Origin of the sequence: Exiguobacterium sp. s7 (assembly GCF_018618195.1) — a bacterium.
GTDB lineage: Bacteria > Bacillota > Bacilli > Exiguobacteriales > Exiguobacteriaceae > Exiguobacterium > Exiguobacterium mexicanum_A.
Map to the genome: position 1 here is coordinate 67,190 of NZ_JACSLO010000006.1, position 13,337 is coordinate 80,526.

The window sequence follows — 13,337 nt, forward strand, 5'->3', positions numbered from 1 at the left end:
GCGTTTCTTGTTCCTCGTACAAATTTGCACAAAAATAAATTCCCCCAAACTACCTGTTTGGGGGAACATACAACACGCTTCAATATATACTTTTTCTACTCTTTCTCCATCCACGCCACCGTCTCCACATGCGCCGTATGCGGGAACATGTCGACCGGTGTGACTTCGACAAGTCGATAGCCACGGTCGGCGAGGTAACGCATATCGCGCGCTTGCGTCGCGACGTTACACGACACGTAGACGATCCGCTTCGGTGCCATCTCGACCATCGTCTCGAGGAACGACTCGGCACAGCCTTTACGCGGCGGGTCAACGACGATGACGTCTGGATTGACGCCATCTTTTTTCCACTGTGGCAACACATCTTCTGCTGCGCCACACGCGTACGTCACGTTGTCAATCTCGTTGACGAGCGCGTTCTGTTTCGCGTCCTCAATCGCTTCCGGTACGACTTCGACGCCGTACACGTGCGCCGCTTTCCGGGCGAGGAACAGACTGATCGTCCCGATGCCGCAATAGGCGTCGACGACTTGTTCCGTCCCCGTGAGTTGCGCGTATTCGAGCGCCTTGCCGTACAGTTTCTCCGTCTGGACCGGGTTGACCTGGAAGAACGAGTGCGGGGAAATCGTGAACGTCAATCCACCGATCTTATCTTCGATCGTCTCATGGCCATATAACAATTTGTTCGTCGACCCTAAGATGACGTTCGTCTTGTCCGGGTTGACGTTTTGCATAATCGACGTCACGTCCGGGAGACGCTTCAAGATGTCGGCGACAATCTCGTTGACGCCTTTGATTTTCGTCGTCTTCGTGATGAGGACGATCATCAATTCACCCGAATGATACCCGTAACGGGCCATGACGTGGCGGATGACGCCGCGCCCTGTCTTCTCATCGTACGCAGGCACACCGTGCGCCGCGAGCACGTCACGGACGACTTGGACGGCCTCATCGTTGCGCTCGTCTTGGATGAGACATTCCTTCATCTCGACGATATCGTGTGAACGTGGACGATAGAAACCGGCGACGAGGCGACCGGCCTCGTCTTTGAACGGCACTTGCGCCTTGTTGCGGTAACGCCATGGTTCCGGCATGCCGATCGTCTCGTGGACGGGCACGTCGAATTGACCGAGTCGCTTCAACGCATCGACGACACGGTCCCGTTTTTGGCGGAGCTGGCCGTCGTAGCTGAAATGTTGGAGCTGACAGCCTCCGCACTGATAGAAAATCGGGCACGGTGGCTCGACGCGGTCCGCACTCGCTTGTTTCACATCGATCAAGCGGGCGAATCCGTACTGTTTATTCGTCTTCGTCACGACGATCTCCACGGTCTCTCCCGGAAGTGCGTTCGGGACGAACAACGTGTAACCGTCGACCCGTGCCACACCCGCGCCTTCGTGTGTGAGGTCGTGGATGTGGACGTCGAGACGGTCATTTTTTTGGACTGGTAACATGAGTCTCTCCTTTCCCGATTCAAAAAATAGTGTGTATTGGTTCATACCCGTTCCAAGCGAACGAAAAGCTCGGCGTGTGCGCCACGCCGAGCCGACTCATTCTGCTTTCTCGTTTGACACGTTGAACAGCTGTTTAATCATCTGTTCGCGTTCATACTGGGCGTTCAAGTCTTCCATCTCACGGATGCGCGCGTTCGGCGCGAGCACCGTCAAGTGACGGAACAAGTTCCGCATCTCGCCTGTGCATTCGCCGCCGTATTCGCCGTCGATGTTGAGACTCATCGGTTCCGTCGTCGTCTTCATCTTAACGCGTCCCGTCTTGACGTGCTCGACGAGCGGACTCGACAAGTGTTCGCCGCGGAGCAATAAACGGACGACGTGGATGAACTCGAACAAGTTACACTTGCGCAAGATGAACAAGTCAAACAGTCCGTCGTTCAATGACGCGTGCGGTGAGATTTTCTCAAAGCCACCGACCGAGTTCGAATTCGACGTGAGGAAGATCATGACCTCGCCGCTGAACGTGCCCTCGTCGTGTTCGAGCTCGATGTACGTCGGCTTGATGAGTGGAAGCTTTTCCATCCCTTTGACGTAATAGGCGAGCTGGCCGAGCGCCGTCTTCAGTTTCGACGGCACTTCATACGACAGCTCCGTCATGATGCCTCCGCCGGCGATATTGATGAAGTAATGGATGTCGCCTTTCTCCCCTTCAATCTCACCGAGGTCGACCGGCATCTCGAACCCGTCACAGATGACGTCGAGGGCACCGACGACGTTGAGCGGGATTCGCATCGCCCGAGCGAAGTCGTTCGTCGTACCGACCGGAATGAGTCCGATCGTTGGACGCGTGTCGAGCGGGGCGAGTCCCGAGATGACCTCGTTCAGCGTCCCGTCCCCACCGGCCGCGATAATCAAGTCGAACTCGGCCTCCGCCGCCCGAACGGCCTCGAGCGTCGCGTCGCCAATCGCTTTCGTCGCGTACGTCGACGTCTCATAACCCGCATCCTCGAGGCGGTTCAAAATGTACGGGAGTTCCCGTTTGATCACTTCTTTTCCAGATGTCGGGTTATAGATGACCCGTGCGCGTTTTCGTTGCATAATGTTCTCTCCCCATGCTCAAGTCGAGCGAAAAGCGAGACACAAGTGCCTCGCCGCTTGTTTAGCGTTTGGCGATCTCTTCGTGGAACAAGCCATCGAGGAGTGCCGGGTTCGCCATCCCTTTCGTCTGCTTCATGATCTGCCCGATGATAAAGCCTTTAGCACGGTCTTTCCCGTTCTTAAAGTCTTCAATCATCTGCGGATGCGCTTCGAACAAGTCGAGGATGTAGCCGCGGAGCAAGTTCTCGTCCGAGATTTGGGCGAGACCGTTCGCTTCGACGTACGCCTTCGGCTCGGCGCCTTCTTCGATCATGGCTGTGAACACGCGTTTGGCGATCTTCGAAGAAATTGTACCTTCTCCAATCAAACGAATCAACTCCGCAAGCGAGCTCGGCGTCAATTTCATCGTCTCGATTGTATCGTCCGATTTGTTCAAGTGACCGAGCACTTCGCCCATGAGCCAGTTCGCGGCCGCTTTCGGTTCGGCACCGGCCGCAGTCGTCGCTTCGAAGAAGTCCGAGAACTCCCGCGTCGACGTGAGCGCCTTGGCGTCATAAGCCGACAAGCCGTAGTTGTTCATATAACGTTCGCGACGTGCGACCGGAAGTTCCGGAAGCGTGGCGCGGATGCGTTCTTTCCATTCCTCATCGATCTCGAGACGGACGAGGTCCGGCTCTGGGAAGTAACGGTAATCGGCCGCCCCTTCTTTGACACGCATGAGGATCGTCTTCTTCGCCGCTTCGTCAAAACGGAGCGTCTCTTGACGCATGACGCCGCCTGTGATGAGCAGTTTGCGGTGACGGTCTTCCTCATACTCGAGCGCCTTCAAGACGTTCGAGAACGAGTTCAAGTTCTTGAGCTCCGTCTTCGTGCCGAACGGCTCTTGACCGAACGGACGGACCGAGATGTTACAGTCGCAACGAAGCGACCCTTCTTCCATCTTGACGTCCGAGACGCCCGCGAACGAGAGCACTTCTTTCAAGCGCTCGAGGTAGGCAACAGCATCTTTCGGTGAACGCATGTCAGCCTCACTGACGATTTCGATGAGGGGTGACCCGGTCCGGTTGAAGTCGACGACCGAATGTTTCTCGCCCGTGTGGTTCATCTTCCCGGCATCTTCCTCGAGATGGACGCGTTCGATGCGGAACCGCTTCATCTCACCGTCGACTTCGACATCGACGTGACCGTTGAAGCCGATCGGCTGGTCGAACTGCGAGATTTGATACGCTTTCGGCGTATCTGGATAGAAGTAGTTCTTGCGGTCGAATTTCGTATCGGTCGCGATTTCGCAGTTGAGTGCCATCGCGGCCTTAATGGCGAGATTGACCGCCTCTTCGTTCAATTTAGGCAAGACGCCCGGGTGTCCGAGACAAATCGGACACGTCTGTGTATTCGTTTCGGCACCGTATGTGCGCGAGCAGCCACACCAAATCTTCGACTTCGTGCTCAGCTCGGCGTGCACCTCGATCCCGATGATCGTTTCAAAGTTCATCGTACGTCCTCCTTAGAGCTGTGGCATCTTGAAACCGCCGTTTGCTTGTTCAAAAGCATGGGCCACGCGGTAGAGTGTTGGTTCACTGAAATGGTTCCCGATGATCTGTAAACCGACCGGGAGACCTTCTGACAAGCCAGCCGGTACCGAGATGGCCGGGATGCCCGCCAAGTTGACCGGAATCGTCATAATATCGTTGGCATACATCGTGAGCGGATCTTCGAGCTGGTCACCGAGTTTGAACGCGACCGTCGGCGCAGTCGGTCCGATAATCGCATCGTAGTCGGCGAACACGTTCGCGAAGTCTTGCTTCATGAGCGTGCGGACCTGTTGCGACTTTTTGTAGAACGCATCGTAATAACCCGAGCTGAGTGCGTACGTCCCAAGCATGATGCGGCGTTTCACTTCTTCCCCGAAACCTTGTTCGCGCGAGTACGTGAACACTTCTTCGAGCGCATCGGCCTCGGCGCGGCGTCCGTAACGGATGCCGTCAAACCGGGCAAGGTTCGAAGACGCTTCTGATGACGCGAGCAAGTAGTACGTCGGGAGCGCATATTTCACCGTCGGGAGCGAGACCGTCTCGACCGTCGCACCGAGCGATTTTAGCGTCTCGACCGCTTGTTCAATCTGTTTGCGGACACCGTCTGACACGCCTTCGGCCATGAACTCTTGTGGAAGTGCGAGCTTCATGCCTTTGATATCACCGTGAAGCGATTTCGTGTAATCCGGAAGGTCGACCGTTGCTGACGTCGAGTCCATGTCGCAATGACCGGCAATCGCGTTCAACAAGTAGGCGTTATCTTCGACCGTACGTGTGAGCGGACCGATTTGGTCGAGCGACGAGGCGAATGCGACGAGGCCGTAACGTGAGACGAGACCGTACGTCGGTTTCATCCCGACGACGCCACAATAGGCCGCCGGTTGACGAATCGAGCCACCCGTATCCGAGCCGAGGCTAAATAAGACTTGGCCGGCCGCGACCGTTGCCGCTGAACCGCCTGACGAACCGCCTGGTACGCGCGTTGGGTCCCACGGGTTACGGACGACTTTGAACGCCGAGTTCTCGTTTGATGAACCCATCGCGAACTCGTCCATGTTCAACTTTCCGATTGTGACGGCACCGGCGTCATGGAGACGCTCGACGACCGTCGCGTCATGGGCCGGGACAAAGTTCTCGAGGAACTTCGAGGCACACGTCGTGCGTGTCCCTTTCGTGACGATGTTGTCTTTGACGCCGATCGGCAAACCGAAGAGCGGGTTGTCCGATGTCTTGGCGAGCTCGTCCATCCGTTTCGCCTGTTCGAACGCGTCTTCGTTGAGCGTCAAGAAGGCACCGACTTTCTCGTCGGTCGCCTCGATGCGGTCAAATGATTCTTTGACGAGGTCGGATACCGTGACTTCGCCTTCTTTTATAAGCGTATGCAGCTTGGCTACACCGTGATCAAATAAACTCATGAAGGGCCTCCTTATTCAAAGACCGCTGGGACACGAACTTGGCCGTTTTCCCAATCAGGTGCCATCCGTTCGACTTCCTCGCGTGGAAGTGAAGGACGAACCTCGTCTTTGCGTAGTACGTTTTTCAAATCTAGGGCATGGGTCGTCGGGATGACGCCCGTCGTATCGAGTTCATCGAGTTGCTCGGCGAACTCGAGGATTTTTGTCAATTGCTCCGTGAAGTGCGTCACTTCATCTTCTGTGATCGCAAGTCGGGCGAGTCCGGCGACGTGCCGAACTTCAGCTTCTGTGATTCGAGCCAAAGGTTCCACCTCCAACAGTTTTCAATACATCGTCCATTATCATACCACTTTTTTATAAGACAAAAAAGAAAATCCCATCTCGCCAATCTTGATGTCTTTTTTGAAAAGTTAGGGAATGCCCCTGTAATATTGACTCGTTTCCAAAAACGCCTATTCGGTCCGTCCCTCAATCTCATTATGCTTAGAAAGAAGCATTCTTTTTTCCGAGGAGGATCCCTATGTCAATCCGTAACAAACTGATCGTCGCCTTCACCGTCTTGCTCCTGTTGTTGCTCGGGGTGAGCGGCTACTCATTCTATGCATTGAACGCGTCCAAGGCCGCCCAGCAAGATATGAACGTCTCGTGGGTGCCGGGGATGGACCAAATTCATCAAGTCGATAAACAGTTGCTTGAGATTCGCCAACAGATGATGCGCCACGCCTTGGTCGAAGACGAGGTGACGAAGCAAAATGTCGAAACGAACCTCGACACGGGCATCACGATTCTCGAGCAACAGATGAGCGGTTATGAGTCGACCATCATCACGAAAGCCGACCAGGAGCTGTTCGATCAAGCGACGGACCAATGGACGACATTTAAAACGAATATCGAGGAGCTCGTCCGCATCTCGAACACGGACGGTCAAGCCGCAGCCGATGCCTATATCCGGGACACGGCGACACCGGCCGCCGACGCCCTCTCGAACACGCTCGGTCTGCTCGTCAACTTGAACCGCGACGCGATTCGGTCTGACACGGAATCCGGTGCGGCGCTGTTCGAACAAGTCCAGTTCACACTCATGGTCATCATGGCCGCGGCTGTCGTGTTCACAGTATTGATGATGGTATTCATCTTCCGCTCGATCTTCGAACCGCTCAAAGAGTTCAAACTGAAGATGCGCGAACTCGCCACGAGTCAAGGAGATTTGACGACCGCCATCCCGGTGAAGCGACGCGACGAGTTCTCGGGACTCGCCCGCGACTTCAACCAATTTCTCGCCAACCTCCGTCAATTGATTCTTCAAGTGAACGGTGTGTCACGCGGGGTGACCGAACAGTCCACACATATGTACGACGAATTGAAAGCGCTTGATACGTATATGACGACGACCGCCGCGACGACAGAGGACTTGACAGCCGGCATGCAACAGACGGCCGCGAGTGCCCAAGAGATGAACGCGTCGGCCTCCGACATGGAACGGACGCTCCACCATATCGTGACGATGGCCGCCGAGCGAAAAGCCGAGGCCGCACAAGTCGATGCCCGTGCCGTCGCCTTGCGTGACCATGCCGTCGAGGCGAAAGCGTCCGCACTCAGTGTCCTGTCATCGACACGTGTCAATTTAGAGAAAGCGATGCAAGACGCCAAAGCCGTCCGGGAAATCGCGACACTCACGAATGACATCCTCGACATCGCCGCCCAGACGAATCTCCTGTCCTTGAACGCCTCGATCGAAGCCGCTCGGGCCGGTGAAGCGGGACGCGGGTTCGCCGTCGTCGCCGATGAGATTCGAAAACTGGCGGAGACGAGCCGGACGACCGTCGAACGGATTCAAGCCATCTCGACGACCGTGCTCCACTCCGTCGACCATTTAAATGACACGTCGAGCGAGATGCTCGGTTTCCTCGATACGAACGTATTAAAAGACTATGATCAGCTTGAGGAAGCAGCCGAGCATTACAGTGAGGACGCCAGCCGATTCGAGACGACCGCATCAGAATTCGCCGATGCCGCCGTCGAACTCGAACAGTTGACGTCGAATATGATCGGGGTCATCCAAGATGTCGCCGTCACAGTCAACAACGGGGCGCTCGGCACACAAGAAATCGCCGAGAAAGTGACGATGTCCGTCGACCGGTTCAGTGAGTTGAACCGGGCCACCGAGATGTCCCAACAAAAAATGGATGAGTTGAACGAATTGATCGGTCAATTCAAAGTATGAAAAAAGGAAGCGTCCTCGCATGAGGATGCTTCCTTTAGATTAGGCGGCCGCTTGCCGCAATTCTTTTTTCCGTTCCAATTCGAAGCGCTTCGTCTCGGCGACGACGACACCCGACAAGAACAAGAGACCAATCAAGTTCGGGATTGCCATCAGTCCGTTGAAGACGTCCGAAATGGCCCAAATCAGATTCAAGTTCGTCGTCATCGCACCAAGTCCAGCGACGAGGATATACATCATCCGATACGGAACGATCGCTTTCTCCCCGAGCAGATAATAGACCGACCGTTCACCGTAATAACACCAGCCGATGACTGTCGAGAAAGCGAAGAAGACGAGTGAGATCGTGACGATGAGTTCCCCGATCGGGCCGAGGAAGTAGGCGAATGACGCTTGCGTCAACTCGATGCCCTGGAGCCCTCCCGTATATTGACCGCTCATGACGATCGTCAATCCGGTAATCGAACAGACGATGAGCGTATCGATTAATACTTGCGTCATCGAGACGAGCGCTTGCCGTCCCGGGAAATCGGTCTTCGCCGCAGCAGCTGCGATCGGCGCCGAACCGAGACCCGCCTCGTTCGAGAACACGCCTCGGGCAACTCCGTAACGGATGGCCGCACCGAGCGCCCCGCCGCCGATGGCCTCCGCACTGAACGTGCTCGAGAAGATGGTCGCGAACGCCGATGGGATCAACTCGTAATTGGTGACGAGAATGACGAGACCGCCTCCGACGTATGCGAAGATCATGACCGGCACGAAAATGCCGACGACTTTCCCGATTGATTTGACGCCGCCGAGAATGACGAACGCCGTCAAGACCATCATGCCGATTCCCGTCGCGATCATCGGTACCCCGAACGACGTGTTCAAGGCAAGACTGATCGAGTTCGTCTGGACACCGTTGCCGATTCCGAACGCAGCGATTGACGCGAACAAGGCGAACGTCATTCCGAGCCACCGTTTTTTCAACCCGTGCTCCAAATAGTACATCGGTCCGCCGGCGATTTCTCCCCGCTCATCGACGACACGATATTTGACGGCAAGGATTGCCTCGGCGTATTTTGTCGCCATCCCGATAAAACCAGAGAGCCACATCCAGACGATGGCCCCCGGTCCCCCGAGGACGACAGCCGTCGCGACACCGACCATGTTGCCGGTCCCGACCGTGGCCGCGAGCGCCGTCATGAGTGCTTGGAAATGTGAGATATCCCCGCGCTGCCGCTTCTGTTTCGCGACCTCTGCGTCCGTCTGCTGTTTCGGGATGAACGCTTCTTTCAAACCGACACCGAGACGTGTCACTTGGATAAATCCGAGCCGGAACGTCAAGTAAATCCCGGTCCCGATCAATAGAATCAACAAATGTGGTCCCCAGACGAGATTCGATAGACTCGTCAAGACCGCTTCAAATTGCTCCATGCTAGTTATGCCCCCTATGTATTTCTTGAATTCACTGTTCCTTCATATTTTTCAGAACATTCTCAACTTCGTCAAGTTGACGGGGTACGAAACCGCGACGTTGCCGTGTAATATTTTTGTAATATACCTCTCTGACGCTTTGAATGACCTTGATTCTAAATTTAGTATTTGAAATAAATTTGTAATAAGAAACCCTAACAAAAACGGCCTCCCCTCAAGGAAGCCGTCGCCATTTATGATGTGAGCGCCGCGACGACTTCGTCGACGTGCCCATTCACTTTCACACTGCGCCATTCCTGTTCGATGTAGCCGTCCTCATTGATGAGGAACGTCGAGCGGACGATGCCGTAGTACTCTTTCCCGTAGTTCTTCTTCAACTGCCAGACGCCATACAGTTCCGATACCTCATGCGTGTCGTCGACGAGCAAATCGAACGGAAGCTCGTGTTTGGCGATGAAGTTTTGGTGCTTCTTCTGGCTATCGGCCGAGATGCCGAGGACGACGGCCCCGTTCAATCTCGGTGTCGCGTCACGGAAATCACACGCCTCGGTCGTGCAGCCCGGCGTCGCGTCCTTCGGGTAGAAATAAAGGACGACTTTCTGACCACGATAGTCCTCGAGCGAGATCATGTCCCCGTTTTGGTTCGGTAATGTGAATGTCGGTGCTAACATGTCGTTTCCTCCTTATCCGAACGACGGGTCGACGAGGTTCTCGTCATAACCGTCAATCGCTTGTTCTAATTTTTGTTTGAGTGGTTCGAGCACTTCGAGATACTTGACCGGGTCTTCTGTCTCGGCCGCTTTTTGGAGCTCCGCTTCATTGTCGATATACCACGTCCGGTACGCCTCGAAATAGTCGGTCATCGTGTCTTGATTCTCTGGTACGGTGAGTGTCTCAGACATGAGCAAGAAGACGTTATTGTCGGCTTCGAGCGCCATATAGTCGGTTTGGGCGTTCACTCGGTCGTAAATCGGACCGGCCTCATCTTCCGGCACGTCGGCGAGACGGGCGTTCGCTTCCGGATTCACCCCGTACTCGTTCGCCTCGATGCCCGTCAGCATGACTCCGACTTCTCCGATCACGTCGGCCGGGAGCAAGGCCGGTGTGACGACGAGCTTCCACTCATCCTCTTCTTTGATGGCGACTTTCGAGAGCCGGTTCGGCAGTTCATTGCCGTCCGCGTCTTCCATTTCGTGGACGATGAAAGCGACATCCCCATCCTCGTTCACCCAGCTCTCGTACATATCGCCTGGTGTGAGCTCGCGCGTCTTCGCGCCCGTCGCCGGGATGGCGGTCAATTCGCCCGCATAATCGATTGCTTTAAGCGCGGCCGCATCACCGTCTTCGAGTGCTTGTTGATACGACGCATATACCGTTTCAACCGCTTCCGGGAGTGGCGCTTTCGTCTCTTCGGCCGTCTCCTCGACCGGCGCCTCTTCGCCCGTGCCGCACCCCGCAAGCAGAGCGGTGAGGGCGAGTGGCAATATCCACTGTTTCATCGAATCATTCCCTTCACAAGACGTCCTGTACCCCCATCCTACCACGACTCGATTTCGAGCGAAAACTACAAGCTTTTCTGGAAAATTGTTTCACTAGGATTTCACCAAGATTTTCGATACAATACAGACGTAAGCGCTTAACTGCTTGATCACTTTTTAAGGGGGAACGAGAATGATTCCATACAAACATGAACCATTCACAGACTTTACAAACAAAGAGAACGCCGCAGCCATCCAAGCGGCAATCGAGAAAGTGAACGGTGAGCTCGGGAAAGACTATCCGCTCGTAATCGGTGGGGAAAAAGTTACGACGGAAAGCAAAATCACGTCTTACAACCCAGCTAACAAAGAAGAAGTCATCGGACACGTCTCGAAAGCGAACCAAGAGCTCGCGGAGCGTGCGATGCAAGAAGCGCTCACTGCGTTCGACTCATGGCGCCATGTCGACCCGGCCGTCCGTGCCGACGTCTTGTTCAAAGCGGCGAACATCGTCCGCAAGCGCAAGCACGAGTTCTCGGCTTACCTCGTCAAAGAGGCAGGCAAGCCGTGGAACGAAGCAGACGCAGATACAGCAGAAGCGATCGACTTCATGGAATACTATGCACGTCAAATGCTCGAACTCAAACCAGGTAAAAAAGTCGAGAGCCGTCCGGGCGAATACAACCGCTATGACTACATCCCACTCGGGGTCGGGATCGTCATCAGCCCTTGGAACTTCCCGTTCGCGATCATGGCAGGGACGGCCGTCGCGGCCATCGTCGCCGGTAACACGATCCTCTTGAAACCAGCTTCGACGACACCGATCGTCGCTGCGAAATTCGTCGAGGTCATGGAAGAAGCAGGCTTGCCGAAAGGTGTCCTCAACTTCATCCCGGGACCAGGCGCTGAAGTCGGTGACTACCTCGTCGACCATCCGAAGACACGCTTCATCAGCTTCACAGGTTCACGTGACGTGGGCTTGCGCATCAACGAGCGCGCCTCGAAATTGAACGACGGCCAAATCTGGCTCAAACGTGTCATCGCTGAGATGGGCGGAAAAGACACGATCGTCGTCGACGAATCAGCGGACCTCGAACTCGCGGCCCAATCGATCGTCAAATCGGCATTCGGTTTCTCAGGTCAAAAATGTTCGGCTTGTTCACGTGCCGTCATCGTCGACAGCGTGTATGACACGGTGCTCGATCGCGTCGTCGAATTGACGAACGAACTCTCGGTCGGCAACACGGAGCAGAACGAACACTTCATGGGACCGGTCATCGATGCGGCCGCGTTCAAGAAGATCACGTCATACTTCGACGTCGCCAAAGAAGAAGGCAAGATCGTCGCCGGCGGAAAAGCTGACGACTCGACAGGCTACTTCGTCGAGCCGACGGTCGTCGCCGACGTCGCACCGAAAGCACGTCTCATGCAAGAAGAGATCTTTGGACCGATCGTCGCCTTCACGAAAGCGAAAGATTTCAAAGAAGCGATCGACATCGCCAACAACACGGAATACGGCTTGACGGGTGCCGTCCTCACGCGTGACCGCTCGAACCAAGAGTACGCGCGTCAGAACTTCCACGTCGGCAACTTGTATTTCAACCGTGGCTGCACAGGCGCCATCGTCGGCTATCAGCCGTTCGGCGGGTTCAACATGTCAGGCACAGACTCAAAAGCAGGCGGACCGGATTATATCCAACTCCACATGCAAGCGAAAACGACGTCTGAGACGTTTTAATCCATCAGCCCGGCTCATTTGAGCCGGGCTGTTCACTACATGAAGGAGCGCCGACGCAACCGTCAGCGCTCCTTTTGTCATGCCCTCATCCGAGCGCCACGTCTAAAATCATCATGATCGTGAAGCCGAGCATCAATGCCATCGATGCCATATCTTTATGCCCGTTCTCTTGCGACCCAGGGATGACCTCTTCGACGACGACGAAAATCATCGCCCCGGCGGCAAAGCTGAGCGCGAACGGCAACAGCGGCTCCATGACGAGCACGGCCCAGACACCGACCAAGGCAGCCGCCGGTTCGACCATGCCCGATAACTGACCGTAGAAAAAACTTCGGCGCCGGGAGAGCCCGTCTCGTCTGAGCGGGAGCGACACGGCGGCACCTTCCGGAAAGTTTTGAATGCCGATCCCGATGGCCAACGCGATGGCACCCGTCAGCGAAGCGGACGGGAAATCGGCCGCGACCGCCCCGAAGGCGACGCCGACGGCCAGTCCTTCCGGAATGTTGTGCAGCGTGATCGCCAAGACGAGCAACGTGCTCCGCTTTCGTTTTTGCGGGCGGATACCTTCCGCGTCCTCAATCGGAGATGTCGGATGCACGTGCGGGATCAGTTTATCGACGACCGCCAAAAACAGACCGCCCGCTAAAAAGCCGACGGTGGCCGGCAACCAAGCCGGCATCGCGTCTTGCTCCGCCATCTCGATGGCTGGCGCAAGGAGTGACCAAAAACTAGCGGCAATCATGACCCCGCCGGCAAACCCGAGCATACTGTCCATCAACCGCGCGTTGATCGACTTCGTCATAAAGACGATGGCCGCCCCAAGCGCGGTCATCCCCCACGTGAACATCGTTCCGAGCAGCGCCTGCATGGCCGGGCTCAGTTGAGCCACCCATTCCCACATCACCGTCGCCCCCTTTTCACCTTATTCTTTTCCCGGGACACACGCGTTGCTAACGACAAAAAAAGAGGAGAGCCGTTTCGC

Annotated in this window: 11 protein-coding genes; 2 read left to right on the forward strand and 9 right to left on the reverse strand. The window is 55.6% G+C overall.

Features of this window, described 5'->3' with window-relative positions:
* Window positions 1–95 precede the first annotated feature (95 nt).
* The 5 genes from rlmD to gatC all read right to left on the reverse strand — a co-directional run bounded on the left by rlmD (window position 96) and on the right by gatC (window position 5,801).
* Window positions 96–1,454, reverse strand: coding sequence for a 23S rRNA (uracil(1939)-C(5))-methyltransferase RlmD (rlmD, locus tag KNP79_RS09245; RefSeq protein ID WP_215192110.1), 1,359 nt, complete (start codon window positions 1,452–1,454; stop codon window positions 96–98).
* A 96-nt stretch (window positions 1,455–1,550) separates the two neighbouring features.
* Window positions 1,551–2,552, reverse strand: a complete 1,002-nt coding sequence (locus KNP79_RS09250) for a diacylglycerol kinase (protein WP_214753993.1) — start codon at window positions 2,550–2,552, stop codon at window positions 1,551–1,553.
* Between the two features lie 61 nt (window positions 2,553–2,613).
* Window positions 2,614–4,044, reverse strand: coding sequence for an Asp-tRNA(Asn)/Glu-tRNA(Gln) amidotransferase subunit GatB (gene gatB / locus KNP79_RS09255; protein ID WP_021066489.1), 1,431 nt, complete (start codon window positions 4,042–4,044; stop codon window positions 2,614–2,616).
* A 12-nt stretch (window positions 4,045–4,056) separates the two neighbouring features.
* On the reverse strand, window positions 4,057–5,499 hold the full coding sequence (gatA, locus tag KNP79_RS09260; protein WP_215192113.1) for an Asp-tRNA(Asn)/Glu-tRNA(Gln) amidotransferase subunit GatA: 1,443 nt from the start codon (window positions 5,497–5,499) through the stop codon (window positions 4,057–4,059).
* Between the two features lie 11 nt (window positions 5,500–5,510).
* Window positions 5,511–5,801 carry an Asp-tRNA(Asn)/Glu-tRNA(Gln) amidotransferase subunit GatC gene (gene gatC, locus KNP79_RS09265; RefSeq protein ID WP_021066487.1) on the reverse strand — a complete coding sequence of 97 codons (291 nt, stop codon included), beginning with the start codon at window positions 5,799–5,801 and terminating at the stop codon, window positions 5,511–5,513.
* 218 nt (window positions 5,802–6,019) lie between these two features.
* Here gatC and KNP79_RS09270 point away from each other — a divergent pair, with 218 nt between their 5' ends.
* Window positions 6,020–7,723 carry a methyl-accepting chemotaxis protein gene (locus KNP79_RS09270; protein ID WP_215192115.1) on the forward strand — a complete coding sequence of 568 codons (1,704 nt, stop codon included), beginning with the start codon at window positions 6,020–6,022 and terminating at the stop codon, window positions 7,721–7,723.
* 39 nt (window positions 7,724–7,762) lie between these two features.
* Here KNP79_RS09270 and KNP79_RS09275 read toward each other — a convergent pair whose 3' ends face one another.
* From KNP79_RS09275 to KNP79_RS09285, 3 genes are all read right to left on the reverse strand, one after another.
* Window positions 7,763–9,139, reverse strand: a complete 1,377-nt coding sequence (locus KNP79_RS09275; protein WP_214753999.1) for an alanine/glycine:cation symporter family protein — start codon at window positions 9,137–9,139, stop codon at window positions 7,763–7,765.
* 233 nt (window positions 9,140–9,372) lie between these two features.
* Window positions 9,373–9,810: a thioredoxin-dependent thiol peroxidase gene (bcp, locus tag KNP79_RS09280; protein WP_034778758.1), complete on the reverse strand. Its 438-nt coding sequence runs from the start codon at window positions 9,808–9,810 to the stop codon at window positions 9,373–9,375.
* A 12-nt stretch (window positions 9,811–9,822) separates the two neighbouring features.
* Window positions 9,823–10,638 (reverse strand): nuclear transport factor 2 family protein, encoded by an 816-nt coding sequence (locus KNP79_RS09285; RefSeq protein ID WP_215192117.1) that lies wholly within the window; start codon window positions 10,636–10,638, stop codon window positions 9,823–9,825.
* 172 nt (window positions 10,639–10,810) lie between these two features.
* Here KNP79_RS09285 and pruA point away from each other — a divergent pair, with 172 nt between their 5' ends.
* Window positions 10,811–12,355, forward strand: a complete 1,545-nt coding sequence (pruA, locus tag KNP79_RS09290) for an L-glutamate gamma-semialdehyde dehydrogenase (protein ID WP_034778762.1) — start codon at window positions 10,811–10,813, stop codon at window positions 12,353–12,355.
* 85 nt (window positions 12,356–12,440) lie between these two features.
* On the opposite strand, the gene KNP79_RS09295 is transcribed toward pruA, so the two are convergent.
* The gene (locus KNP79_RS09295) at window positions 12,441–13,256 is read right to left on the reverse strand and encodes a ZIP family metal transporter (RefSeq protein ID WP_214754002.1); all 816 of its coding nucleotides are present in this window, start codon (window positions 13,254–13,256) and stop codon (window positions 12,441–12,443) included.
* Window positions 13,257–13,337 lie beyond the last annotated feature (81 nt).

Bases quoted from the DNA above. Each gene is read 5' to 3' on its own strand.
- rlmD (WP_215192110.1), bottom strand. From the start codon at position 1,454: ATGTTACCAGTCCAAAAAAATGACCGTCTCGACGTCCACATCCACGAC.
- KNP79_RS09250 (WP_214753993.1), bottom strand. From the start codon at position 2,552: ATGCAACGAAAACGCGCACGGGTCATCTATAACCCGACATCTGGAAAA.
- gatB (WP_021066489.1), bottom strand. From the start codon at position 4,044: ATGAACTTTGAAACGATCATCGGGATCGAGGTGCACGCCGAGCTGAGC.
- gatA (WP_215192113.1), bottom strand. From the start codon at position 5,499: ATGAGTTTATTTGATCACGGTGTAGCCAAGCTGCATACGCTTATAAAA.
- KNP79_RS09270 (WP_215192115.1), top strand. From the start codon at position 6,020: ATGTCAATCCGTAACAAACTGATCGTCGCCTTCACCGTCTTGCTCCTG.
- KNP79_RS09275 (WP_214753999.1), bottom strand. From the start codon at position 9,139: ATGGAGCAATTTGAAGCGGTCTTGACGAGTCTATCGAATCTCGTCTGG.
- bcp (WP_034778758.1), bottom strand. From the start codon at position 9,810: ATGTTAGCACCGACATTCACATTACCGAACCAAAACGGGGACATGATC.
- KNP79_RS09285 (WP_215192117.1), bottom strand. From the start codon at position 10,638: ATGAAACAGTGGATATTGCCACTCGCCCTCACCGCTCTGCTTGCGGGG.
- pruA (WP_034778762.1), top strand. From the start codon at position 10,811: ATGATTCCATACAAACATGAACCATTCACAGACTTTACAAACAAAGAG.
- KNP79_RS09295 (WP_214754002.1), bottom strand. From the start codon at position 13,256: ATGTGGGAATGGGTGGCTCAACTGAGCCCGGCCATGCAGGCGCTGCTC.